This is a genomic window from Streptosporangium sp. G12, assembly GCF_052983175.1.
Genome location: NZ_JBRIQO010000021.1, coordinates 160,016 through 180,903, shown reverse-complemented (window position 1 = coordinate 180,903; position 20,888 = coordinate 160,016). Strand labels below are relative to the sequence as shown.

Below are 20,888 nucleotides of genomic sequence, written 5' to 3'. Positions count from 1 at the left end.
GTCGGGTCGTCATGCGATCTCCCGCTGGGCGGCCGGGTGGTCATGCGATCTCCCGGGTGGGCAGCTCGGCGCGGACGCGCCAGCCGTCGTCGTACGGCCCGGCCTCGAAGACCCCGTCGACGAGGGCCGTACGCTCCCGCATGCCGATGATCCCCGCACCCGCGCCGGGAAGCCCCCGCCCCGCGCCGTCGATCGGGTTGTCCACGGTCAACGTGACCAGCCCCGGCCGGTAGCCGATCACCACGTCGGCGGCCTTGCCGCCGTGCTTGAGCGCGTTGGTCAGCGACTCCTGGACGATCCGGTAACCGGCCAGGTCGACCGAGGCGGGCAGTTCCCTTGCCTCGCCGTCCACGCGCATCCGGACGTCGAGTCCCGCCTCCCGTGCCCGCTCGGCCAGCTCTCCGGCCTCGGTCAACCGCCGCCTGGTCGCCTCCGGCTCCTCGCCGTCCTGCCGGAGCAACCCGATCATGGCGCGCATCTCTCCCATGCCCTCGACGCTGTTCTCCCTGATGGACGCCAGCACCTCCCGTACGGCTCGCGCGTCCAGGTCCCTGCGGGAGAGGACGGCGGTGGACTGGATGGCGATCGCACTGAAGTGGTTGGCGATCATGTCGTGCAGCTCCCGCGCCATCCGGGTCCGCTCTGCCTGCACCGCCGCCGCCCGGTCCAGCTCCGCCAGTCGCGCCACCTGCTCGGCCCTCGCGCGCTCGGACAGCGCCTGGTCCTGCAGCTGCCTCGTGAGCATGGCGGTGAAGACGGGGGTCACCCCGACCAGGCCGCCCTGGACGAGGAAGATGGCGGCGGCCGACCAGTGCCTGAAGAGGGCCCCCGCGATCACGCCCGCCACGACGGCGATCACCGAGGTGATGCCGAGCATCCACCGGCCCAGCGCCCGCGGACCGTACCTGACCCCCGCGTAGAGGTTGTCCGTGATGATCAGCACCGTGCCCAGGGACGGGCCCATCGCGAAGTCGCCGAGGAAGGCCGCGACCCCCAGTCCCAGCGAGAGCAGCGGCCTGCTCCGCCGTACCGCGACCCCTGCGCACGCGATCGCCAGCGGTCCGGCGAACAGCGGAGCGGAGGCCCATCGGTGCTGGTAGGCGCCCGCGGCGAGCAGGAGGAGACCGCTGACGAAGCACGCCACGGCCCACAGCGCGTCGTCTCGTCTCATGCCTCCCATCTCATCACCCCGATGAGGCCCGCGGGTCCGGCTCGGGACGGGTCACCCGTACACACAAGGATGTATCCGGCCCATCGGCACCTCATCAGCGCCGACGATGCCCCGGGCGCGGTAGGGGTACTGCGGAATCTCCCGAGAAGAGCCGTTGACGCCGGGATCAAGGCCGGGGTCACCGGCGATCCCAATGCGTGGCCTCCGTCACACTCCCCGGCATGCTCAACGCCCTCGCCGACGAGGTGCGCCTCTCGGCCGTCCGCCGGCCCGCCGAGGCCGGAGGCGTGGTCTGTGGCCGGTTCGACGTCCCAGTGAGCATGCCGACCCTCTCCCACCACCTGAAAGCCCTCCGCGAGGCCGGCCTCCTCCGCGTCACCCCGGAAGGCGGCTTCCGCCGCCACGAGCTCCGGCTCGCCGAGATGGAGATCCGTTTCCCCGGCGTCCTCACCTCGATCCTCCCGCCCGCCGAGGTACGGCCTCTTCGGCACCCTGCCCGGATCCCCGTCCCCACCGAGGAACCCGGCGTCGACGCGCGGATCGGAGGGCGATCGTTTAACCGGTTCGAGGCATCGCCCAAAACCCGCTATGCTTGCTTACGCAGCGAGCGGCCGTAGCTCAATGGATAGAGCATCTGACTACGGATCAGAAGGTTGGGGTTTCGAGTACCTCCGGCCGCACGTGAAGGGCCCGATCAGCGGAAACGCTGATCGGGCCTCTTTTTTGTGCCTACTATGGCGCTCCCTAAGCATCTGATTCGTCGGCTCCGGATTTGATCCCCACCCCCAGGGAGCACTCCATGGCAACCTCCCCCATCCGCCTCGACCCCCGCCTCGCTGACCAGGGAAATCTCCTCCTATGGCGCGACTTCCACCGGGAGTTGAAGCTCCTCGGCCGCAGCCCCCGCACCGTCCAGGGCTACCTCGAAGCCGTCGAACAACTCGAAGCCTTCTGCGACGGCGCACCCCTGGACGAGCTCACCAAGACCCAAATTGGCGACTTCATCCTCCACATCAAGGAGACCCGCTCCGCCGTCACCGCCGGCAACCGCTTCCGTTCCCTGCGACGCTTCTACAACTGGATGGCCGAAGAAGACGGCATCGATCTGGACATCTCGCCCATGGCAAAGATGAAGGAACCCAAAGGCGAGGACCGCCCCATCCCCATCCCGAGCACTGACGATGTCCGCGAGGTCCTGGCCACCTGCAACAACAAAGACCACGACTCCTACCGGGACGAGGCGATCATCCGCCTGTTCTGCGAGCCCGGAGCGCCGCGGGTCTCAGAGATGGCCGGCGTCCTGGTGGAACGCGTCGACTTTACCCAGGACGTCGTGCTGATCCTCGGCAAGGGCAAGAAGTGGCGGGCCATCCCATTCGGCGCCAAAACCGGTAAGGCCCTCACCCGGTACATGCGGGTTCGCGCCAAGCATCCGCTGGCGAAACTCGAATCCCTGTGGCTCGGCTCGCGCGGCAAGGAGCTCACCCCGTCAGGGATTTACCAAATGATGGAGCGCAGGTGCGACGTGGCAGGAGTGCCGCGCATCCACCCCCACCAGCTGCGCCACTTCGCCGCGGACGCGTGGTTCGCCGCCGGCGGCTCCGATCAGGACAGCATGCGCCTGTTCGGCTGGTCGACGCTGGACATGCCGCGCCGGTACGGCCGAGCGAACGCTGAGCAGCGTGCGATCGACGCGCACCGGCGCATGGCACTCGGTGATCAGCTCTAACCCAGGACGCACACGTCTAGGAGCGGGTCCAAGTCGACGCGAACCACACAACCGGAGGCGGGGGCCTCCGGAGTCGTTGGCTCTTGCGATGGCGAGGGGGGAGGCGGAGGATCCTGCGTCTCTGCTGGTGAGGCGTCTGAGCGCGGCGCAGACTGCGTTTGGCTGGGCGCGGGCTCCGCTGGCCGATCCGGGCTGGGCAGTGAGGTCGGTGGACTCGGCCGGGGAGATGAAGACCGTGGTCGCCGTGACGGCGGGGGATTTGGGGGGCGGGAACTGCTTGCGGCTGTAGGCGCGGGAGGACGTTGAGGCAAGGGCTGGCGCGTCGCTCGTTCCGCGGTCGCCGGACGAGTGCGCGTTGGAGTGGCTTTAGCGGTGACTGTGCGTGTGGCAGCCGGCGGGGGCGGCAAGGTGACGACGCGGATCGCCGAGGGCGGCTTACCTAACTTCTGCTCACTATTGTCCCAATTGATAGCCATGGGAGTAATGACCACAGTTGAGGCTGCTGTGGATCCAATGAGGATCGTCGCGGTGGTGTGCTCGCGAATCGTGTGAACAATCCGTTCGATCATCGCGCCAAAGGCCGCAGGGATCAGTACGTGCGGTCTGAGTTTTTTGAGAGCAGCCAGCGCCCGGGTTCGACGTTCATCCACGTTGACAACGATGATCGGCGTCTCGCCCGAATCGTGGAGACTTATTGCCGCGATTTCCGGTTCGAGTGGTTGCCGCCTGTAGGACCGTACGTTGTCGTCGCTCATACAGCCCACGCCTCGGCGAGGTCAACGATGCACTTCCAGACAGCTGCTTCGCGATCAGGGTCCGGTTTGCCGAGCGGGTTTATCACCACCCGAGCTCTGTGTCCAGAGACGCGGGTGCTCACCAGTTGCTGCGTTCCAACAGGTGAGCGGAGAGCTCTCACGATTTCGAGGGGCGGAGTCCTGGCGTCTTGCGGTGTTTTCTCTGAGGGGGTGGCAGGCAACTCACTGAAGCTGGTAATCATTTTTACCAGCATGCGCTCACGCCTGGTCATGGATCTGCCCGTGATGCGTCGCACGGCCTGATGGAGCCGCTCCAAGGTTTCCTCTGCATGCTCGCTTGGGTTTTCGGACTGTGTTGCGTTGTGGAACATCACGCCCACACCTCCCAGTTTGTTGCGGAGAGCGCCGTTCAGTCCCTCGCCGTTTCGGTTGTCGGGTTTATAGGTGACGCCCGAAACCCCTGGGGGGTCCATACCCATTTCAGCCTTGTAACTGTTTCGTTACTCAACCTGCGGCCTTGAGGAGCAATTGCCAACCTTGATGCGCAATTGCCCAGAATGCCCCCTTTTAGGCAAGCTTTCTTTCCCCTTCATCTCGCTCCGCAAGACGATCAATTCTGTCGTTGATCTCCTCAAGCTTCCGATCCATCTCCCGACGGCTGGCCTGGTAGAGAGCAAACAGCGCCTTCTCCGTCGGAGTCTGTGGAGCGAAAGACTCCCAGTCGATCTCAGCGCCGTCTTCCGGCTCCGCTGCGGGCGCCTTCGCCTCGGCCGCAACAGGGGAAGCTGTAGAGGTATCTCGGTCTGCCGGCGTCAGCTCGCCGCCAGCCAGTGCGCGGCGAATGGATCCCTCGGTGAGTCGGTAGCCGGTCTCGAAGAGCGCGAACGACTCGTCGGTGAAGGTGTCGCGGGCTGCGCCCTCGATCTCTTGGACGAGCTTGTAGTTCAGGCCTGTGGCCTTGCAGAACTCGCCCCGGTTTCTGTAGTCGGGGGAGATGTGTGCTCGTCGTGATCTTAGTAGGCGGCCCAGTCGCTGCCACGCTTCGCGCGGGTAATCGCTCATGGCCATGCTCCGATGGTCATCGGGATCTTTACTTCGGATTCTGATGGAGATGGTAGGAGAACGTCAAGCGGTGCAGGCGTAACACCCCCTGGCTGGCCGGAGTTGGACGGAGTCGACGTGACTCCCGGGACCAAATATCTCCATGTGGCTCCTGATGACTCCGTTCATCTCCAAGAAACTCTTGCCTCCGACTCCATCCATCTCTTAATATCTCCACATGCCTCCGGTTACAACGATCCAACAGCACGGACCCGCCATCCGAGCCCTCCGCATCAAGGACGGACTGTCCGTCGAAGGGCTCGCTGACATGGTCGGCTGCGTGCAGTCTGTGATCTCCCACATCGAGCTCGAAGACAAGCGCCCCAGCGAGCAGATGCTCAACCGCATCGCCCGCGCCCTGCACGTCCCCGTAGCCGCGATCAGCCGCGAACCTCTCGTCGCCGAGCCCCCCACCGAGCTCGCCGACGAAGACGAACTCGTGCGGGAGTCGGCATGAGCATGTCCCCCGCCGAGCGAGCCCTTCACGGACGCATGGGCGCCCACCTCTCCTGGGCCAACACCGCAGACCCGCTGGCACGCACCAAGCCCGGCCGGGACGCGTTCCTCGCCCGCTTCGAACGCGAAGTCGACCCCGAGGGAACCCTGCCGGTCGAGGAGCGCAAGCGCCGCGCCGAATCGCTACGCAAGGCGTACATGCAGAAGCTCGCGCTGGCCAGCGCGAAGACGCGCCGCGAGAACCGCGCCAAGAAGAAGGGCGGACGGGCAGCGTGAACGAGCTCATCCACATCCCGTTCCGTGACCGTGAGGTTCTCGCGGTCGAGGACGAGAACAAGCCGTTCATCGTGCTGAAGCCCGCCCTGGAGCACATCGGGTTGGACTACAAGAACCAGCACGAGAAGCTCCGCACCAAGTCATGGGCCTGCATGGTGCTCAGGACCATGCAGCTTCCCGGCGACTCCCAGCGCCGCGAGCACGCGACGGTGGACCTCCGCACGTTCCTGATGCTGCTGGCCACGATCGACGAGCGCCGCGTGCACGAGGCGGCCCGTCCGGCGCTGATCGCTTACCAGAACGAAGTTGCCGACGTCATCGAGGCGTACTACGCCAAGGGCCACGTCCTCAACCCACGCCGGAAGCGCATTGATCTCAGCATGGTGACGCTGTCTTTCGACGAGGCAACCGCGCTCATCCATCAGGAGTACGGCGAGGACATCCCCGTCACGTACTTCACGAGGATCCTGCGCGCCGCGGGGATTCTCCGTCAGGCCGGTTGTGTGCCGCACAAGACGGAGCGCCGCTACTTCTTCTTCACCGGTACGGCGTGGGAGATCAGGGCGTGGGCTTTGCCGCACCTGCTGCGTACGTTCCGGGAGACGGTCCGGGAGTTCCAGCGGTACCCGTTCGAGCAGCTGCGCCTTGATCTGGCCAGCGTGGACCGGCTCTCCCTCGGCGGTGCGTCGTGACCGTCCTCGTCCCGGGCCTTCACCTGCTGGATGCCGAGTCCTACGCCTCCGCCGGCCTGATGCGGCAGTTCGCGCTGTGCGCTGCGGCGGACCTTGCTGACGAGCCCGTCGAGTACGTCCTCGTCGCCTGACCTTAGTGCGGGCCCAGCCGTCGCCACGGCCGGGACCCGCGAGACCCACCCGCTCACAGAGACATCACAGAGAGAGCAGGCAAGTCAATGAGCATTATCACCCAGGAAGCGCCGGCCGTCGTCAGTGACCGGTCAACCCGCTACTACCTGGAAGCGCTGCATTTCCACGGGTTCACCGTGACGATCCAGTCGCCTCGGACGAGCCCGTCGGGCCGGTACATGGTGTCGGCGTACGGGTTCGACGGTGAGGAGCCGGAGGCGTTCCGGGAGACGCACCTGCACCTGCATGACACGATCAAGACGGTCGCGGCCAAGCTTGGTGTGGATCGGCTGTCGGTGTACGGCGCGACCGTGGCGGGTGCCCGGTGACCGCGCCCGCCGTTGAACGGCCTACCCCGACCGTGTCCCCGGTTGGCGCCGTTCTGGCCGCCGCCGCGGACCTGATCGCCGGCCTCCCACACACCCGAATGGGTCGTGTGGACGTGCACCGGGCCCTGCTCTATGCCGCACCGTCCTACGAGCTGACGCAGGCCGCCCTGGACCTGCTGGCCGCGCACCTGCGCGCCGTGGGTGTCGATGACCGGTGGCTGCTCCTGTGGACGCCCCGCTGCGGACGAGCCGACGTTGTCGCTTACCTGCGTGCCGCTGCCGAGCAGGTTCCGGCGGTGCCCAATGTCTGAGCCGACGACCGTCCCCACCACCGAGGTCCTGGACCTGCTGGCCGCGATTCGTGAGGCGCTGACCGTCCCGCCCCCGGCGGACGCCGGGCGGGACCGCGAATGGTTGCTGATGACCCGCACTACCGCAGTGAAAGCGGTGATCGGCAACCTCGTTGATGGGCGGCTCCTGTCGGAGGTGTTCACCGCGGCCTGGTGGGCCGAGCACCTGCGAGAGGTGACTGCCGAGTTCCCGGCCACCTACCCCGTGCGGGAGAACAAGGAAGAGATCGCGTGAGCGCCCTAACCATGACCAAGACGTTCATGGAGACCTCCTACAAGGTCATCCACACCGGTCTCGACGGCGACGGAGACCAGGTCCACGCGGAACTCCCGTGCGACGGCCGGGTTCTCGCGGAGCTCGCGCGGGAGCAGATCCGCGACTGGCAGTACGACAACGAGCTGCCAGAGGACGCGACCATCCTGGTCCGCCGAGGCGGCGGGTCATGGTCTCCCCTCTCCCTTCCTGAGCAGACCGGAGTGCCCGCATGACCCGCCCCGGGCCCCACGCCGACGACCTGCTGACGCCCGGCGAGGTCGCCGCCCTCATGAGGGTGGATCCCAAGACTGTGACCCGGTGGGCGAAGGCGGGCAAGCTCCCGTCGATCCTCACCCCGGGCGGTCACCGCCGAGTTCCGCGTGCGGCTGTGGACGCGCTGCTGCGTGGCGACTCCCCGCAGGGCGGTGAGAGCTGATGGGCGCTCCCGCTGTTCTCCCCGCCACGGTCGCCTGGCCGCAAGGCGTGACGCATCTGACCTCTACCGGTGTCGCCTCCCTACTCGGGGTGGGTTCGCGCCGGGTGAGGTACTGGCAGACCGGCGGTTTGATCACCGCGTCAACTGTGACGCTGGGCGGTCATCGCCGTTTCACCCTCCCGGACGTGCAGGCATTCCTCCAGCAGGCATGCCTCGCCCAGCGTCTCGGGCCGGGCGACATCGTGTCCTGCCTCGCGTGGAACAGCGGACGCCCGGTACGGGTGCTGTACGTCACCCCCGACACGCGAGGCCATGTCCTCGTCCGCTGGCAGGACATCGCGGCCCGAGCCCACGCCATGGACGTCATGGTCGGCCACTCCAAGCTCGTTCGCCGCCTCCACCGGGAGGCGCCGTGAGCTACGAGGACGCGATCAGCGCCTACCTCGCGCGTGACGAGCCGTGGATGCCCGCGGCACCTACCCCGATCGCTGACCCGGTGGAGCGCTACGAGCGGCTCTTGGAGTGGGCCGACGACCGACACGACGACGACCGAGGAGACGACGAGTAGTGACCACGACCGACCTTGAGCGGGCATCCCTGCTCAAGCTGAAGGAGCCGTTCCGAGAGGAACAGATCGGCCAGCTGCCGCGGGTCACGTGCTCCGACTGCTCCGACAAGAACAAGAACTGCACCAAGGCGGGGCACGTCAAGCAGAAGTGTGCGGTCTGTAAGGCGTACGTCTCCAGCAAGCACATCCACATCGACTACGTCGGCCACGCCGATGTGACCGAGCGTCTGCTGGACGTAGACCCGTACTGGTCTTGGGAGCCGTTCGCGCTCGACGAGACCGGCCTGCCAGCACTCGACACCGACAAGTTCGGCAACCCGGTCGGCATGTGGATACGCCTCACCGTGTGCGGCGTTACCCGGCCCGGCTACGGGTCGGTGCCGTCGAACCAGCACGACGCGGTCAAGGTCCTCATCGGAGACGCTCTGAGGAACGCCGCCCAGCGGTTCGGTGTGGCGCTGGCGCAGTGGCAGAAAGGCGACCGCGACAATCCCGCAGCGGAGAACCCGGTTGCTGACCCTGGCCAGCGTGCGGCGCCGAAGCACCAGGCGGCGCAGGCGCAGATCGTCGTGGACACCGACTGGGTGGACGTATTCGAGAAGCGCCTGGCCGAGAGCAGCCTCGACACCGTGGCCAGCTTCCGCCAGGACGTGACCGAGGCGATGCGGAGCCGGCGCATCAACAGCGAGACCGCGAACCGGCTCATGGCGTTGGTGCAGGAGCGGCAGAAGGTCCTGAACGGGCCCGCGGATGGGTTGCCTCGTAACCAGGACGGCACGATCGCCCGCCGCCAGGTGTCCGACGAGCAGCTCGCCGAGGTCGGCACGATGACCGGGCCGGAGAAGTCGGCGCATAACCGGCTCGTGAAGGACGTCACGTCCAACCCGAAGGCCGCCGAACGCGGGCGCGCCCCTGAGGACCCGTGGGCCAGCGGCGGTGCGGCATGACGGAGATGCTCACGATCATCAAGCAGCTCGGCCAGCTGTCCCGCGACCTTGATGACGCCGTCACCAAGATGGCTGACCTGGAGTTCGTCGCGGTTGAGGCTGAGGGCGACTTCAAGGTGGCGTACGCCCACGCGTTCCGGGATGCGGACGGGTCGATCGAGGACCGCAAGCAGCTCGCGCTCATCGCCACCGACGATCTGTGGCGCATCCATGGCAAGGCCGCCGCGGCGGTGCGGCTCCAGAAGGAGCACCTTCGTGCGCTCCACGCCCGCATCGACGTGGGCCGGACGATCCAGAGCACCGCGCGAGCGGAGATGCAGTTGGCGGGTGGTCAGCTGTGAAGCGCACCCCTCTGGAGCGGAAGACACCACTGACGGCGAAGACGCCCATGAACCGCGGCAAGGGGCTGCAGTCGGGCGGGAGCGGTCTCAAGCGGACCGCGGCGAAGAAGCCGAAGCGTGCCCGCCGTACGGGTCCGCCGCCCGCGGTCATGGCGCTGCTGGCGAAGCGGTCCGGCGGCTGGTGCGAGCTGGGCATCGTGTGCCTCGGCAACGCGCCCGCGACGGATCCGTCGCATCGGATCGCGAAGGGCATGGGCGGCACGAAGGACCCGCGGTCGAACACCGCGGCCAACAACGTTCATGCGTGCCGAGCGTGCCATGACCTGGTAGAGCGCAGCCCGGCCGAGTCGTACGCCAACGGCTGGAAGATCCGCCGCGGCGCCGCGAACCCCGCAGAGGTCCCGGTCCGGCACTGGGTGCATGGCTGGGTGTACCTCGACGAGGCCGGCGGGTGGTCTCCCGCTCTGGAGTACGCCCCCGAGGGGGAGACGTGAACGAGTGCCTCGACCCGCGGGACGACGGCGAGCGGTGCGGCGCGTGTCTCCCCGATCTCCTTCTGCAGGCCGCGGACCCCAGGTACGGGTCTCCGTCGGACATGGACGTGAGCGCGTGAGCGACAACCCGGCCCTGTGGATCGCGGTGGTCCTGATCGTCCTCCTGATCCTCCTGCCTCTGCTCTGACCTCGGTGTCGGCTCTGAACTCCTATCGGGGGTGTCCAGAGCCGACACCCCCACCAACCCCCTGAAAGGAGCCCGTCGTGGACTGGTTCCTCTGGCTTCCCGGCTCCCTCGCCCTGCTCTTCGTCGGCATCCACGTGTCCGACTGGCTTGAAGACCGGGCCAAGGCCGGACGCAAGGCCATCAAGGACCTCGCCCGCTACGAGGCGCTCGTCGCCGACCTCGAACGAGATGCCCGCGAGTTCCGCGACATCGACAACTTCGCCGCCATCACCGACCAAAAGATCGCGGACTTCCGGAACCCCAAGAAGGAGATCAAAAAGTGAGCAGCTTCAAGGACGACTTCCGCGAGGAGACGGGCGTGTCCTGGCGCCCGTGGAGGTGGTTCTTCTCCGCGATCCTGGCTGGCCTGGTCGTGTGGCTGGTGGTCGTGATCATCGGCTGGGTCACTCAGCCGGTCCGGACTGCTGGGCAGGTGCGGGAGAAGGTCGGGAACGCAGACAACGTCCTCTACCAGTACGAGCACTACTTCGACCTGTGCTCCGGGGTGCGCGTCAAGGACAAGCAGATCGCCGAGAAGGAAGCCGCGATCGCCGCCTACGACGAGCGGTACCCGAACGGCGACCCGGGCGATGAGTTCCAGGCGGCGCCGAAGCGCGACCGCCTCGACACCGAGCTCAGCGGCCTGAAGGACACCCGGACGGAGCTGGCTGAGAAGTACAACGCCGACACCGCGAAGGCCAACCGGTCGCTGTTCAAGGACCGCGCCCTGCCCGAGCGCATCACCGACGACACCCCCGCCTGCAACTAACCCCCTGATCGGAGACCCCCTATGAAGAGCATCAACAAGCGCGGCGCGGTCGCCCTCGGCGCGGCCCTCCTCGTTCTGGCGACCACCGCCGGTAGCTGCGACAGCGGCAGCAAGGAGCGCGAAGCGGCGCAGGCGACGAGCGGCAACCAGCAGAAGAAGTACGAGAAGGCCGTTCCGTTCCCTGCGGGCGACCTGAACAGCCCGCTGGATCGGGCGAACTTGTCGGAGTACCTGAAGCGCAGCAACAACCCGTCCCGGGTCTCGTACGTGTACCTGCTGTCGAAGGACGCGAAGGTCATCTCGTACTACACGGTCAAGGGCAAGGTCACGTCCGTGTCGTCGCAGCTCCTGCCGCAGGACGACATCATCGACGCCTGCGGCGCGTCCGCCTGCTACCAGGTCGTTGATTCGGCCGGCGACGACGGCACGTACGGCGGTAACGAGCCGGGGATCTTCTTCTTCACCACCGACGGAACCCTGATCACCTGGACCGGCGACTACCTCCAGTCGGACCGACCGCAGGACGTCAAGACTCCGGTGTCGCTGGTCGCGCAGGTCGGCAACTGATGGCCAGGCGCGGGCCCGAAGACCTGGGCGCCGGCTGCTTCATCGCCGTGTGGATCGCTTCTGCCCTGGTGTCGCTGGCCTTGATCGGCGTCGTCATCTGGGCGGTTATCGCTCTGGTCAACCACGTGACGGCCGGGTGATCGCAGTGGCTGACCACCCCGTGTTCCTGGAGCCCGAAGAGCCCCTCGCCGACCCCAACGAGGAGGAGGAGGCCGACGGCCTGTTCGTCCTCCCCGCGCAGCCCGACCCCGCCCAAGCCCCGCCGCACCCGTAGGAGACCCCCGATGGCCAAGAACGAACCCGGCTGGCACTCCGAACCGCCGGACGAACCTGCCGACGGGCTAGAGAAGTCCGTCGACCTCGACGCGATCGAGCGCCTCCTGAACGAACTGCCCCCAGTGATGACGCTCACCTCGACGAAGGCGGAGCTGCTGGCCGCGCTCCCGGACCTGGTTCGGGAGTTGCGGCGGGCGCGTGAGGACCGCTCCCGGCGGAAGGCGCTGCCTGTCGAGTGCCGGTTCGGGGTCGCGGTCGGCGGCGACCAGACACCTGACGCCTGCAACTTGTTCGTGGACTACACGAGCGCGGAGGCGGCGCGAGAAGCCGCGCATGGCAACAGGGCCACCGCGTACATGCGGACGCTCACCCTGTCGCCGTGGGAGCGCCTCGACGACTCGCCGTTCTGACCCCTCTCCCGGTCCCGCCCTCTCAGAGGGAGACGGCGGGGCCGGGCCCCGTCTGCTGTTCGGGAGCCAGCAGACCAACCACGCGAAAGGAGGAGACGGGTGTCAGTTGGGAATGCGTCGGCGCAGCTCGTCGCCGATGCGGTGGAGCTCCTCGACGAGAGCGTCTGTGGGGATCTCCGACAGATCCGGGGCGGTTCCCGTTCTCGCTGCGGCGGCGTCATCCATGACGCCAGCCAGGCGGAGCGCTTCGCCTCGGTCGATGCCGAGCGCGTCGGCGATGGTCAGCACGGTCCCGGCTTGAGGTGGGCGGGGCTGGGTCTTCCACGAGGCGATCGTGTTCCGGGAGACGCCGGTTCGCTTGTGCAGCCAGTTCTGGCTCCGGCCCTGCTCGCTCAGGGTCTTGAGCACGAGGGCGTGGAGTGGCGCAGCGGGGGCTCTGTCGGTCACATGTCGGTTGTACGCCGTTGTCCTGTCTCTGACCAACGAGACGCGCCTTTTCCGTTGCGCCAAGTTGCTCACTCTTGTACTGTGACTGAGCAAGCGAATGGAGGTAAGTGACATGCTTCTGTCCACCGCGCAAGCCTGCGGAGCCATCGGCAAAGGCCGGGCCACGCTGGCGAAACTCATCAAGGCGGGCGAGATCAAGGCTTTTAAAGGCCCCGCCCGGAACTCGCACTTGCGCATCCCGCTGGAGTCGATTCAGCGCTACCTGGAGCGCAACCAGATGTCCGTGGGTGGCGACCAGTGAGCGAGATCGAACTGTTCCGCTTCCCGGTGACCGGTCAGGACATCCGCTCGATTCTGATCAACGGCGATCCCTGGTTCGTCGGCAAGGACGCCGCGACGATCCTCGCCTACACCAACACCCGCAAGGCGATCAAGGACCACGTTCCCGCACGTCACCGTGGGGGTAACGAAACGTTCCCCCTCGCTGACCTGGGGCTGGACCCACAGACGGTTCTGATCTCCGAGCCGGGCCTGTACCGACTGATCATGCGGAGCAAGACCGCTGTCGCCGACCCGTTCCAAGAATGGGTGACCGCAGACGTCCTGCCCGCGCTTCGCAAGACCGGCCAGTACACCATCGCCGCCTCTACGGATCCCGCCATCCCCACCAAGCTGCCTGCCGCTCTGCGTGCCTATGCGGACGAAGTTGAGGCGCACGAGCAGACGAAGCGGGAACGGGACGCCATGCGTGAGCCCGCCGAGTCGTGGGCCGACCTCATGGACGCCGACGGCACGTTCGACTGGGCCGCCGTCGCGCAGATCTTCGATCGCGTCACTGGCGGTCTGGGGCGGACCAACTTCCTGATCCTGCTTCGCGACCTCCAGATCCTCAAGAGCAACAACACCCCGTACCAGCGCTACATGGATCCCTACTTCCGGGTCGCCACGAGACGCGCCGGGACCACGGGCAAGCCCGTCACATCGGTCACTCCGGAGGGCCTCGACTGGCTGCGCAAGCGCCTCGTCAAGCACTTCAACCACCAGCCCGGCCTGTTCGCCATCGAAGGCGAGGCGTCATGAGCGTGATCAGGTGCCTGTCCTGCCCGTCCGTCTACGCCCCGGCGAGCATCAAACCGGAGCACATCAGCTATGGCGCGAGAGCCGCCGGATGGGTCGTCTGGGAAGGCCCCACCGAGGGCGGCAAGCACGTCAAGCGGATCCACTGCCCAGCCTGCCGCGGCCAGGAGATCGAGGAGCCCAAGGCTCCCGAGCCGTCGTGGGACGCCGTGTGCAAGACCTGTGACGCCTCCATGGGAGAGGACTGGGCCGACGAGAAGGAGTCCTTCACTGAGGAGGACTGCCGGACCTGGAAAGCCGACCACGAGTGCGAGAAGTGGGTCGAGTTCATCGCCCCGAAGCGTATGGCGGTGGCGTCGTGAGCCCCGCTGAGGACCTGGCCGCCGCTGCTGCCCGGTTGCGTGACACCAGGCACTACGGCGCCATCGAGGGCCTCTGCGGAAACCCGGAACTCCTCCAGCTCATCGTCAACCTGCTGAACGCCCGGAAGCCGCTCGCGTCCTGGCTGGAGTCGTGGGACGGCATCGAGGTACGCGAGGACGGGCCGATGCCCGATGACTTCCGGTACGCGCTCAAGGTCGCCCGCGCCATCAACGCCCCGCTTCCCCCTTCCTCCTGAACGGAGACCCGCACATGATCATCAATCGCGAAGAACTCGGCCTAGACATGAACCGGGTCACCCTCACCCCGCCGCCCGTCCGCGAGTTCGCCGAGCAGGTCGAGACACCGGACGTGGACGCCTACCTCGACGAGACCAGCCCGGCGCAGGCCCAGTACCGGGTCACGTACGAGCGGGTCGGCCGCCGCCGGGACGTCCCGCCGCTCGTCGTCATCGCCGCCGGAGCCAACCACCTCGCCGACCTGATCCACGCTGACGCCCGGCCGTACCTCATGTCCCGAGACGTGGAGGTCTACGTGGACTTGGAGGCGATGAAGGGCTGGATCTCCTGCGGCTTCAACAACGGCGGCCAATTCACCATCGAGGCCCTCACCCCGGCTGCTCTTCCCCTTGGGGAGGAGAAGTGAGCGACTTCGGCACCGAGAACCTCGACCTCCTCTTCGAACGCCTCGAAGGTGGCAACCTCCTCCACCCGGACGGCGAGGTCTTCGGCACTACTCGCCGTGACCTTGAGAGAGGGGCGGTCCAGTTCATGGGCAACTTCTGGGACTACTCCCACGCCTTCCGCCTCACCACTGCTGACCCCAAGTTGATCGACCGGCTGGACCGCGCGATCGCCAAGCAGCGCGCCTCGGAGGCGTACATCACGGCGTGCGAGGAGAACCGCGCGTTCCACGCCTCGTGGAACCGAAACCTCCCCACCCCTCCCTCCCCCACCCCCTGAACCCCCGAACGGAGACACAGCGATGGATGGACCGTTTCACTTCCGTGAGGCCGAGCGGCTAATCGAGGAAGCGAACCACGTGGGTCACAACGACCCGCAGCGCGGCGACGGGATCCTCCTCGCCGCCCATGTGCACGCGACGCTCGCGCTGGCTGCTGCGACCGCCCTGACCGGTTCCATGGCCGCACAGTCCTACATCGACGAGCCAGAGATCCGGGCGTGGCATGAGGCGGCTGGAGTTGAGCCTGAGCCGTCGTCGGAGCCGGGTCAGGTAGAGCCCGAACCCGCCGGGATCCGGGTGATCCAGGTCGAGCCCGGCGCGCTGGTCACGTACTCGGAGTGGAACGGCGGCGAGCCGGTCAAGATCCTCGACGTCGCTGGCGCCGGACTCGAAGGTCGCCTGGTGGCGGTCCGGTACACCTTCTTTGGGGTGCCCGGCGACGACGAAACCGTAGTCGTTTCCGCTGACACTCTCGTCACCCCCTACGGCGGTGCCTAGTGAGCCAGAGCCGCGCTTTCCACCTCGGCGATGTCCTGTCGGTCACCACGGGGCGCCTCGTCTCTCCGACCCATATGGGCGGCGTCTACGGGATCTTGAACTGGATGACGGGCGAGGACCTGTTCACCTACCAGCTTCCCCGCGCTGCCCGCGAGTGCGCGGGACCGCTGCTGGTCCAGCATGCCGACCTCGCTGACGTCGAGGTGCCGGACGAGTTCGCCGACGAAGCGCACGTGAAGGCGTGGCTGGCCGAGCAGGTCGAGCGGTTCGGCGAAACCCGCTTCGTGGCGCCGCTCGCACCCGGCGAGCACACCCGCATCGACCCGATCACCGAGATGCGGACGATCCGCCCGGACCTGCCGATCGACGTGCTGACGATCCCGGAGGACCCGAACGAGTCGCCCACCTTGAAGCGACTGCCCTGAACCCCGGAACGGTCCCGGATCTCCTCGGGCAAATCGAGGAGATCCGGGACCGCCACCACCAATCCTTCCAGACCCCGAACCGTGGAGATCCACATGAAGCCCCGCAACGGCGACCCCAAGCAGCCCCAGCCCGTCGTGGCGTTCGCCACCCCCGAAGCCGCCCAGTCCATCACCGCCGCCCTGCGTCAGCAGTACGAGCAGGCCACCACCTGGGCCGAGGGGGAGGCCAAGAACGCCGCTCAGGCTCAGTCCGACATCGACGGCTGGACCAGAGAAGCCGCCGAGGTCCGCCAGCGCCTCGCGGATCTGGAGCAGTGGATCGAGCAGCGCGACCTGACCCGCCGCCAGCACCTGACCCACACCCAGCAGGGACGCGACATCGCCCAGGGAGCAGCGGACACGCTGACGGTGCTGGGCTTCCCTATCCAGCAGGTGGACGGGGTGAAGGTCCACCCGCTGGAGACGCCGCAGGGCGACCAGCGAGCCCACGCGGCGGCATGGAACGGCACCGACCCGAACCTGACGGGTGTGCAGCCGGACCCGCTGGACCGGTTCAACGCCGCCCACGCCGAGATCGGTCAGGACGGAACCCGGTGACCGCTCTCCGCCGCTTCTGGCGGCGCTACGTGGCCCGCAAACCAATCGGCCGGCACACAGCCCGCCCCGCCCTCACACGCAACCACCCGTACCAGCAGGAGCCCACCCCATGAAACTCACCCCGCCCAGCGTCGAGGACATCGTCACGATGGTGTCCGATGCGCTCTGCATCTACGGATGGGGCCTGTCGCGCCACGGCAACGTCGTGAAGATCAGCATCGGCCCGTTCGGTGACGACGACAAGTCGCTGCTGGCCCAGATGAACTTCCGGGTGGTCGTCGTCGAGGGCGAGGAGACGCCGGTTCTGCTGGCCGGACCTGCCTACGTCAGCGGGTCCGGCGACGGCTACATGTACCTGCGCTGCGACAAGTGCGGCGAAATCATCGCGTGCATCGACGCAGGCAGTTCCCTGGCTGGGCTGAACGCGGAAGCCGCCGACCACACCTGCTCTCCCGCTGCTCTGTCTGTCTCCTCTGGAGAGGCGGAGAGCCGATGAAAGCGTTCTTCACGTTCGTCGTCCTGCTCGGCCTCGGCTGGGTCGTCGGCGGATGGTTCCTGATGCTCCTCATCGGAGCCCTGCACCACTCGTGGTGGGACGTCATCCCGACGATCAGCTACGCGGGCGCCCTGGAGATTGAGCTGGTTCTCGTTGTCGGCGTGTTCTTGGGCGGGATCGTCAAGAGCCTCGTTGAGGTGGTGACCTCATGAGCGCCCGTCGCCTGCGCATCGGCCGCCTGTCGATCTACCTGGAGCCGCGAGACCTCTGGGTCGGCCTCTACATCGCCCCTACGGCCCTGTACTTCTGCCCGCTGCCGGTGCTCGTCCTGAAGTGGGACAGGCAGGAGGCGCGCCGTGGCTGAGCCCATGCCCGCGTCCGAACTGGACGCCATCCGCGAGCGTGGCCCGGTCGGCTACCACTGCGACCACTCCGACGAGCCGACAGGCACCAGTCACCACGAATGGGAGTGGGTTGAAGGCGAGGGCCTCGTGTTCCAGCCCGCCCCGAGTGTGTCGATGTCGCTGACGCACCCGAAGAACCGTGCGGGGTCTGGAGATAGCTGGCAGTGTCCGCGCGCCGTGCCGGTGTACGCCGTGGACGCGCCCGCCCTCGCTCGAGGTCTCCATGAGGCCGAGGCCGAAGCGGCGGACCTGGAGCAGGTGGTCGCCGACCTGACGGCCAAGAACATGGGGCTGCTCGCCGAGCGGGACCGGTTCCGCGCCGCGTTGGAGGAGATCGCTTTCCGCTCGATTCAGCGGGACCTCTCGGCCCTCGCCCGCACTGCTCTTGACGCCCCCTCCACCACAGAGGAGGGGGAGCGGTGAAGCTGTCCAAGATTCGCGCCGCCCTGACCGCAGGGCACGCCCTGAGCCCTTCCCCGAGGCTGTGGCAGCCAGCCATCATCGCCACGGTCTACGCCCTCACGATCACCTGCTGCGGCCTTCTGAACGGCACCCGAGGAGCGTTCACCGCCTGGGTATGCCTCACCATCGGCGTCGCCCTCGGGTTCGTCGCTGGACTCGACTTCGACCGCACCCAGCGGAACGGTCCGATCCGCCGCATGGAACGCGACCTCGCCGAGCAGGGAGCACGCCTCACCCTGGTCGATGAGCAGAACGCCGCCCTGATCCGCCTGAACAACCAGGCGAAGCGAGACCTCGCTTTGGCGATCGAGACGAGCGAATCCCACTACGCCGAGATCCTCCGCCTCCGCGCCGGCATCGCCGGGGAGGCGCCGTGATCGAGATGGTCGCGGTTCTCGCCGCGTGCTCGTTCTCTGGCCTCGTCGGGGTCGCTGTCGGCGCTGGCCTGGTGAGGATCCTGAGCCGCACTGCCCTCTCTTGCTGTGAGCGGGTGTGCCGGTCCTGCTCGATGGATCAGGAGCTGAAGGACCTGCTGAACGCGGAGCGCCGCCAGTGAGCGGCTTCCTCCCCGCCGCGGTGGTGCTGGTAGGTGCGGCCGTCGTCGCCTACCAGCTCCACCACTACGCCCCTGACCCGCTGGAGCCCACCATCACCTGCACACCAGAGGAGGAGGGGAAGTGATCCTCGATCTATTCGCTGGCCCCGGCGGCGTCGACATGGGCGCCCGCATCCTCGACCTCAACCAGCCCATTCACGGCTACGACATCGACGCCGACGCATGCGCCACCGCAACCGCGGCCGGTTTTCTGCGTACCCGTGCGAGCGTGACCGACCTCAACCCCGATGATTTCTCGGGCACCACCATCGCCGTCATCACCCCGCCGTGTCCGCCCTTCAGTCGGGGCGGGCTCGGCAAAGGGCTGGACGACTTTCCCGCCATCCGAGCGGCCCTAACCCTGCTGGGCGACTACTTCGCCAGCATGGTCACCGAGCACGCCTACCTGGAGGCGATCGCCGAACTCCACGACCGGCGCTCGGCCCTGGTGGTCGAGACGTTGCGATTCGCGTTCCTGCTGCCCGACGTGCAGGTGGTCATCGCCGAGCAGGTGCCCGGCGTGCTTCCCCTCTGGCAGGAGGTCGGAGCCGAACTCGCTGCCACGGCGAACTGGATCGATCTCGCGGTGCTCACCGTGGCCGCTGAGGACCTCGGCGTGGCCAGCAACCGCACCCGTACCTTCCTGATCGCCTGCCGCAACTACGCGCCTGACCTGACCGGCCTGCCGATGCGCTCCTTGTGGACCACAGGCCGTTTCGCGGCGCCCCGAGACGAACTGCCGCCCGCCGGCCACATCTTCCCCGTCACCACGATGGCCGCCGCTCTCGATTGGCCCGCTGGTGAACGAATCAACACCCGTGGGCAGCGACGCACCAGCGGCGGCAACGAGTTCTCAGCCGACAAGACCGCATGGTGCCTGACCAGCAAGGCCCGCTCGTGGAAGCGCGTGTCGGACGGCGCCCAACTCACTGACTCCGAGGCCGGTCTCCTCGTGGGCTTCCCCGCGGACTACCCGTGGCAGGGCTCCCGCTCCAAGCGCTTCCTTCAGTCCGCGGACGTCGTCTCCCCGGTCGTTGCCGCGGCCGTGCTCGGCACGGCGCTCGGGGTCGAGTGGGAGCAGCCGATCCGCGACTACTTGGCCGCGATTTACGGCGGCGACTACAGCAACCGAGAGGTCACCTCCGCGACTCCCGCCCCGTCCATGCAGCTCGATCTGTTCGCGGAGGTGGCGTGATGCCCCGCCCTTACTGCTGCGTGCTGGCCGAGTTCGAGGGCCGCCCCTGTACCGGACCACACACGGAGGCCGACGATGCCTGAACGCATCCCCCAACCTCGTCGAGCTCAAATCTGGGCTGCCCGCCTCCGCAGCCGCCGTCATTTCCTCGTCACCGACGTCCTCCCGAACGGTGATGTCCGCGGCATGACCTACCTCCAACACGACAGCGCCACCCGCACCACAACCCTCACCCCTGCGGAGTTCCACGCCCTGTACCGGCTTCTGGAAGACGTGCCCGCGCACCTTGCCGCTAAGGAGGCCGCGGATGCCTGAGACCACGCTGACATTCCCCGAGGGCGCTGTGAGCGTCGCTGAGATCGTCGCCCGGGAATACGCCTCCCACGAGGATCACACCCGGCACCGGTTCGCCAAGGACCTCGTGGAGATGTTCCTGGGACTGCGCTCCGTCGCCGCCGCCGCAGAAGACAGGAAGAGCGTCGACCTGATCGAGTCGATCGCTCGGATCACGCTCTCACTGGCCGGCCTGAAGCCCGAAGAGGCTGGCATGACTCCGGACACCGGGTGCTCTCGGACGTCTCCGGATGGCCTCGGATGCTGCCGGACGGTTCCGGATGAGACCGGACAGTCCGGAACGATCTCGAACGCTGCGGAACGGTTCGGAACGATCCGGAACGCCGGACAGCCCCGGACGGAGGCGGCGCGATGACGGCGAAAGCAGGAGTCGCCCGCGGAGGCCGCCCGACGTGGTCTTGGCATGACGACGCGGAGTGCTGGGGCGAAGACCTTGTGCTGTTCTTCGGCCCAGACGGCGAGCGTCAGCCCGAGCGTGACCTTCGCGAACGTAAGGCCAAGGCGATATGTGCTCAGTGTCTCGTCCGGTCCGAGTGCTTGGACTACGCGCTGTCCCGCCCAGAGAAATACGGCACTTACGGGGGCCTAAACGAGGACGAGCGCGCCTCTGAGCGGCGCCGGCGAATGCGCCGCGCCGCCGCGTCCACCGCCTGATCGAGATCAAGGAACTACAC

Annotated in this window: 46 protein-coding genes and 1 tRNA gene; 43 read left to right on the top strand and 4 right to left on the bottom strand. The window is 67.3% G+C overall.

Annotated features, from left to right (window positions below; translation table 11 throughout):
* Positions 1-40 precede the first annotated feature (40 nt).
* The gene (locus tag ACVCAG_RS30420) at positions 41-1,171 is read right to left on the bottom strand and encodes a histidine kinase (RefSeq protein ID WP_440089386.1); all 1,131 of its coding nucleotides are present in this window, start codon (positions 1,169-1,171) and stop codon (positions 41-43) included.
* Positions 1,172-1,392: 221 nt separating this feature from the next.
* On the opposite strand from ACVCAG_RS30420, the gene ACVCAG_RS30415 reads away from it, so the two are divergent.
* The 3 genes from ACVCAG_RS30415 (at position 1,393) to ACVCAG_RS30405 (ending at position 2,900) form a co-directional block, all read left to right on the top strand.
* Positions 1,393-1,788: a helix-turn-helix domain-containing protein gene (locus tag ACVCAG_RS30415; RefSeq protein ID WP_440089384.1), complete on the top strand. Its 396-nt coding sequence runs from the start codon at positions 1,393-1,395 to the stop codon at positions 1,786-1,788.
* Positions 1,779-1,851: transfer RNA gene (locus tag ACVCAG_RS30410), tRNA-Arg, on the top strand. The genes ACVCAG_RS30415 and ACVCAG_RS30410 overlap by 10 nt, the downstream gene beginning before the upstream one ends.
* Before the next feature lie 119 nt (positions 1,852-1,970).
* The gene (locus ACVCAG_RS30405) at positions 1,971-2,900 is read left to right on the top strand and encodes a tyrosine-type recombinase/integrase (protein WP_447190861.1); all 930 of its coding nucleotides are present in this window, start codon (positions 1,971-1,973) and stop codon (positions 2,898-2,900) included.
* 751 nt (positions 2,901-3,651) lie between these two features.
* Here the strand turns inward: ACVCAG_RS30405 and ACVCAG_RS30400 are convergent.
* Both ACVCAG_RS30400 and ACVCAG_RS30395 read right to left on the bottom strand, forming a co-directional pair.
* A complete protein-coding gene (locus ACVCAG_RS30400) occupies positions 3,652-4,134 on the bottom strand; it encodes a hypothetical protein (protein ID WP_447190860.1) in 483 nt (160 codons plus the stop codon).
* An 88-nt stretch (positions 4,135-4,222) separates the two neighbouring features.
* On the bottom strand, positions 4,223-4,723 hold the full coding sequence (locus ACVCAG_RS30395) for a hypothetical protein (RefSeq protein WP_447190859.1): 501 nt from the start codon (positions 4,721-4,723) through the stop codon (positions 4,223-4,225).
* A 211-nt stretch (positions 4,724-4,934) separates the two neighbouring features.
* Here ACVCAG_RS30395 and ACVCAG_RS30390 point away from each other — a divergent pair, with 211 nt between their 5' ends.
* The 20 genes from ACVCAG_RS30390 to ACVCAG_RS30295 all read left to right on the top strand — a co-directional run bounded on the left by ACVCAG_RS30390 (position 4,935) and on the right by ACVCAG_RS30295 (position 12,320).
* Positions 4,935-5,213 carry a helix-turn-helix domain-containing protein gene (locus tag ACVCAG_RS30390; protein WP_447190858.1) on the top strand — a complete coding sequence of 93 codons (279 nt, stop codon included), beginning with the start codon at positions 4,935-4,937 and terminating at the stop codon, positions 5,211-5,213.
* Positions 5,210-5,488, top strand: coding sequence for a hypothetical protein (locus ACVCAG_RS30385; RefSeq protein ID WP_447190857.1), 279 nt, complete (start codon positions 5,210-5,212; stop codon positions 5,486-5,488). The genes ACVCAG_RS30390 and ACVCAG_RS30385 overlap by 4 nt, the downstream gene beginning before the upstream one ends.
* Positions 5,485-6,180: a phage antirepressor N-terminal domain-containing protein gene (locus tag ACVCAG_RS30380; protein WP_447190856.1), complete on the top strand. Its 696-nt coding sequence runs from the start codon at positions 5,485-5,487 to the stop codon at positions 6,178-6,180. The genes ACVCAG_RS30385 and ACVCAG_RS30380 overlap by 4 nt, the downstream gene beginning before the upstream one ends.
* On the top strand, positions 6,177-6,311 hold the full coding sequence (locus tag ACVCAG_RS30375; RefSeq protein ID WP_447190855.1) for a hypothetical protein: 135 nt from the start codon (positions 6,177-6,179) through the stop codon (positions 6,309-6,311). The genes ACVCAG_RS30380 and ACVCAG_RS30375 overlap by 4 nt, the downstream gene beginning before the upstream one ends.
* Positions 6,312-6,398: 87 nt before the next feature.
* Positions 6,399-6,680: a hypothetical protein gene (locus ACVCAG_RS30370; protein WP_447190854.1), complete on the top strand. Its 282-nt coding sequence runs from the start codon at positions 6,399-6,401 to the stop codon at positions 6,678-6,680.
* A 98-nt stretch (positions 6,681-6,778) separates the two neighbouring features.
* Positions 6,779-6,991, top strand: coding sequence for a hypothetical protein (locus tag ACVCAG_RS30365; RefSeq protein ID WP_447190853.1), 213 nt, complete (start codon positions 6,779-6,781; stop codon positions 6,989-6,991).
* A complete protein-coding gene (locus tag ACVCAG_RS30360) occupies positions 6,984-7,265 on the top strand; it encodes a hypothetical protein (protein WP_447190852.1) in 282 nt (93 codons plus the stop codon). Before ACVCAG_RS30365 ends, ACVCAG_RS30360 begins: the two co-directional genes overlap by 8 nt.
* Entirely contained in the window at positions 7,262-7,519 is a 258-nt protein-coding gene (locus tag ACVCAG_RS30355; RefSeq protein ID WP_447190851.1) for a hypothetical protein, read from the top strand. The genes ACVCAG_RS30360 and ACVCAG_RS30355 overlap by 4 nt, the downstream gene beginning before the upstream one ends.
* On the top strand, positions 7,516-7,722 hold the full coding sequence (locus tag ACVCAG_RS30350; protein ID WP_447190850.1) for a BldC family transcriptional regulator: 207 nt from the start codon (positions 7,516-7,518) through the stop codon (positions 7,720-7,722). Before ACVCAG_RS30355 ends, ACVCAG_RS30350 begins: the two co-directional genes overlap by 4 nt.
* Positions 7,722-8,138 carry a MerR family transcriptional regulator gene (locus ACVCAG_RS30345; RefSeq protein WP_447190849.1) on the top strand — a complete coding sequence of 139 codons (417 nt, stop codon included), beginning with the start codon at positions 7,722-7,724 and terminating at the stop codon, positions 8,136-8,138. Before ACVCAG_RS30350 ends, ACVCAG_RS30345 begins: the two co-directional genes overlap by 1 nt.
* The gene (locus ACVCAG_RS30340) at positions 8,135-8,290 is read left to right on the top strand and encodes a hypothetical protein (RefSeq protein ID WP_447190848.1); all 156 of its coding nucleotides are present in this window, start codon (positions 8,135-8,137) and stop codon (positions 8,288-8,290) included. The genes ACVCAG_RS30345 and ACVCAG_RS30340 overlap by 4 nt, the downstream gene beginning before the upstream one ends.
* Positions 8,290-9,237 (top strand): hypothetical protein, encoded by a 948-nt coding sequence (locus ACVCAG_RS30335; RefSeq protein WP_447190847.1) that lies wholly within the window; start codon positions 8,290-8,292, stop codon positions 9,235-9,237. The genes ACVCAG_RS30340 and ACVCAG_RS30335 overlap by 1 nt, the downstream gene beginning before the upstream one ends.
* Positions 9,234-9,578: a hypothetical protein gene (locus ACVCAG_RS30330; RefSeq protein ID WP_447190846.1), complete on the top strand. Its 345-nt coding sequence runs from the start codon at positions 9,234-9,236 to the stop codon at positions 9,576-9,578. The genes ACVCAG_RS30335 and ACVCAG_RS30330 overlap by 4 nt, the downstream gene beginning before the upstream one ends.
* Complete coding sequence (locus ACVCAG_RS30325) at positions 9,575-10,072, top strand: hypothetical protein (protein WP_447190845.1); 498 nt, start codon at positions 9,575-9,577, stop codon at positions 10,070-10,072. Before ACVCAG_RS30330 ends, ACVCAG_RS30325 begins: the two co-directional genes overlap by 4 nt.
* A gap of 264 nt (positions 10,073-10,336) precedes the next feature.
* On the top strand, positions 10,337-10,582 hold the full coding sequence (locus tag ACVCAG_RS30320; RefSeq protein WP_447190844.1) for a hypothetical protein: 246 nt from the start codon (positions 10,337-10,339) through the stop codon (positions 10,580-10,582).
* On the top strand, positions 10,579-11,067 hold the full coding sequence (locus ACVCAG_RS30315) for a hypothetical protein (protein ID WP_447190843.1): 489 nt from the start codon (positions 10,579-10,581) through the stop codon (positions 11,065-11,067). Before ACVCAG_RS30320 ends, ACVCAG_RS30315 begins: the two co-directional genes overlap by 4 nt.
* Positions 11,068-11,088: 21 nt before the next feature.
* Positions 11,089-11,634 (top strand): hypothetical protein, encoded by a 546-nt coding sequence (locus ACVCAG_RS30310; protein ID WP_447190842.1) that lies wholly within the window; start codon positions 11,089-11,091, stop codon positions 11,632-11,634.
* Positions 11,634-11,774, top strand: coding sequence for a hypothetical protein (locus ACVCAG_RS30305; RefSeq protein ID WP_447190841.1), 141 nt, complete (start codon positions 11,634-11,636; stop codon positions 11,772-11,774). The genes ACVCAG_RS30310 and ACVCAG_RS30305 overlap by 1 nt, the downstream gene beginning before the upstream one ends.
* Positions 11,775-11,779: 5 nt before the next feature.
* Entirely contained in the window at positions 11,780-11,908 is a 129-nt protein-coding gene (locus ACVCAG_RS30300) for a hypothetical protein (RefSeq protein WP_447190840.1), read from the top strand.
* A gap of 10 nt (positions 11,909-11,918) precedes the next feature.
* Positions 11,919-12,320 (top strand): hypothetical protein, encoded by a 402-nt coding sequence (locus ACVCAG_RS30295; RefSeq protein WP_447190839.1) that lies wholly within the window; start codon positions 11,919-11,921, stop codon positions 12,318-12,320.
* A gap of 102 nt (positions 12,321-12,422) precedes the next feature.
* On the opposite strand, the gene ACVCAG_RS30290 is transcribed toward ACVCAG_RS30295, so the two are convergent.
* On the bottom strand, positions 12,423-12,767 hold the full coding sequence (locus ACVCAG_RS30290) for a helix-turn-helix domain-containing protein (protein ID WP_447190838.1): 345 nt from the start codon (positions 12,765-12,767) through the stop codon (positions 12,423-12,425).
* Between the two features lie 112 nt (positions 12,768-12,879).
* Between ACVCAG_RS30290 and ACVCAG_RS30285 the strand changes: the two genes are divergently transcribed.
* The 20 genes from ACVCAG_RS30285 (at position 12,880) to ACVCAG_RS30190 (ending at position 20,868) form a co-directional block, all read left to right on the top strand.
* Positions 12,880-13,068, top strand: coding sequence for a helix-turn-helix domain-containing protein (locus ACVCAG_RS30285; RefSeq protein ID WP_447190837.1), 189 nt, complete (start codon positions 12,880-12,882; stop codon positions 13,066-13,068).
* Positions 13,065-13,847 carry a BRO family protein gene (locus ACVCAG_RS30280; protein ID WP_447190836.1) on the top strand — a complete coding sequence of 261 codons (783 nt, stop codon included), beginning with the start codon at positions 13,065-13,067 and terminating at the stop codon, positions 13,845-13,847. Before ACVCAG_RS30285 ends, ACVCAG_RS30280 begins: the two co-directional genes overlap by 4 nt.
* Positions 13,844-14,206, top strand: coding sequence for a hypothetical protein (locus tag ACVCAG_RS30275; protein WP_447190835.1), 363 nt, complete (start codon positions 13,844-13,846; stop codon positions 14,204-14,206). Before ACVCAG_RS30280 ends, ACVCAG_RS30275 begins: the two co-directional genes overlap by 4 nt.
* The gene (locus ACVCAG_RS30270; protein ID WP_447190834.1) at positions 14,203-14,463 is read left to right on the top strand and encodes a hypothetical protein; all 261 of its coding nucleotides are present in this window, start codon (positions 14,203-14,205) and stop codon (positions 14,461-14,463) included. The genes ACVCAG_RS30275 and ACVCAG_RS30270 overlap by 4 nt, the downstream gene beginning before the upstream one ends.
* A gap of 14 nt (positions 14,464-14,477) precedes the next feature.
* Positions 14,478-14,870: a hypothetical protein gene (locus tag ACVCAG_RS30265; RefSeq protein ID WP_447190833.1), complete on the top strand. Its 393-nt coding sequence runs from the start codon at positions 14,478-14,480 to the stop codon at positions 14,868-14,870.
* Positions 14,867-15,187, top strand: coding sequence for a hypothetical protein (locus ACVCAG_RS30260; RefSeq protein ID WP_447190832.1), 321 nt, complete (start codon positions 14,867-14,869; stop codon positions 15,185-15,187). Before ACVCAG_RS30265 ends, ACVCAG_RS30260 begins: the two co-directional genes overlap by 4 nt.
* A gap of 22 nt (positions 15,188-15,209) precedes the next feature.
* Complete coding sequence (locus ACVCAG_RS30255) at positions 15,210-15,686, top strand: hypothetical protein (RefSeq protein WP_447190831.1); 477 nt, start codon at positions 15,210-15,212, stop codon at positions 15,684-15,686.
* A complete protein-coding gene (locus tag ACVCAG_RS30250) occupies positions 15,686-16,111 on the top strand; it encodes a DUF7736 domain-containing protein (RefSeq protein ID WP_447190830.1) in 426 nt (141 codons plus the stop codon). The genes ACVCAG_RS30255 and ACVCAG_RS30250 overlap by 1 nt, the downstream gene beginning before the upstream one ends.
* Positions 16,112-16,204: 93 nt before the next feature.
* Positions 16,205-16,708, top strand: coding sequence for a hypothetical protein (locus ACVCAG_RS30245; protein WP_447190829.1), 504 nt, complete (start codon positions 16,205-16,207; stop codon positions 16,706-16,708).
* 109 nt (positions 16,709-16,817) lie between these two features.
* A complete protein-coding gene (locus tag ACVCAG_RS30240) occupies positions 16,818-17,204 on the top strand; it encodes a hypothetical protein (protein ID WP_447190828.1) in 387 nt (128 codons plus the stop codon).
* Complete coding sequence (locus ACVCAG_RS30235) at positions 17,201-17,416, top strand: hypothetical protein (RefSeq protein ID WP_447190827.1); 216 nt, start codon at positions 17,201-17,203, stop codon at positions 17,414-17,416. Before ACVCAG_RS30240 ends, ACVCAG_RS30235 begins: the two co-directional genes overlap by 4 nt.
* Complete coding sequence (locus ACVCAG_RS30230; RefSeq protein WP_447190826.1) at positions 17,413-17,568, top strand: hypothetical protein; 156 nt, start codon at positions 17,413-17,415, stop codon at positions 17,566-17,568. The genes ACVCAG_RS30235 and ACVCAG_RS30230 overlap by 4 nt, the downstream gene beginning before the upstream one ends.
* Positions 17,561-18,031: a hypothetical protein gene (locus ACVCAG_RS30225; RefSeq protein WP_447190825.1), complete on the top strand. Its 471-nt coding sequence runs from the start codon at positions 17,561-17,563 to the stop codon at positions 18,029-18,031. The genes ACVCAG_RS30230 and ACVCAG_RS30225 overlap by 8 nt, the downstream gene beginning before the upstream one ends.
* Positions 18,028-18,447 (top strand): hypothetical protein, encoded by a 420-nt coding sequence (locus tag ACVCAG_RS30220; protein WP_447190824.1) that lies wholly within the window; start codon positions 18,028-18,030, stop codon positions 18,445-18,447. Before ACVCAG_RS30225 ends, ACVCAG_RS30220 begins: the two co-directional genes overlap by 4 nt.
* Complete coding sequence (locus ACVCAG_RS30215) at positions 18,444-18,626, top strand: hypothetical protein (protein WP_447190823.1); 183 nt, start codon at positions 18,444-18,446, stop codon at positions 18,624-18,626. The genes ACVCAG_RS30220 and ACVCAG_RS30215 overlap by 4 nt, the downstream gene beginning before the upstream one ends.
* The gene (locus ACVCAG_RS30210; protein ID WP_447190822.1) at positions 18,623-18,751 is read left to right on the top strand and encodes a hypothetical protein; all 129 of its coding nucleotides are present in this window, start codon (positions 18,623-18,625) and stop codon (positions 18,749-18,751) included. Before ACVCAG_RS30215 ends, ACVCAG_RS30210 begins: the two co-directional genes overlap by 4 nt.
* Positions 18,748-19,860, top strand: coding sequence for a hypothetical protein (locus ACVCAG_RS30205; protein WP_447190821.1), 1,113 nt, complete (start codon positions 18,748-18,750; stop codon positions 19,858-19,860). The genes ACVCAG_RS30210 and ACVCAG_RS30205 overlap by 4 nt, the downstream gene beginning before the upstream one ends.
* Before the next feature lie 75 nt (positions 19,861-19,935).
* Positions 19,936-20,175 carry a hypothetical protein gene (locus ACVCAG_RS30200; RefSeq protein ID WP_447190820.1) on the top strand — a complete coding sequence of 80 codons (240 nt, stop codon included), beginning with the start codon at positions 19,936-19,938 and terminating at the stop codon, positions 20,173-20,175.
* Positions 20,168-20,569, top strand: a complete 402-nt coding sequence (locus tag ACVCAG_RS30195; protein WP_447190819.1) for a hypothetical protein — start codon at positions 20,168-20,170, stop codon at positions 20,567-20,569. Before ACVCAG_RS30200 ends, ACVCAG_RS30195 begins: the two co-directional genes overlap by 8 nt.
* Before the next feature lie 80 nt (positions 20,570-20,649).
* A complete protein-coding gene (locus ACVCAG_RS30190; protein WP_447190874.1) occupies positions 20,650-20,868 on the top strand; it encodes a WhiB family transcriptional regulator in 219 nt (72 codons plus the stop codon).
* The last annotated feature ends 20 nt before the right edge of the window (positions 20,869-20,888 follow it).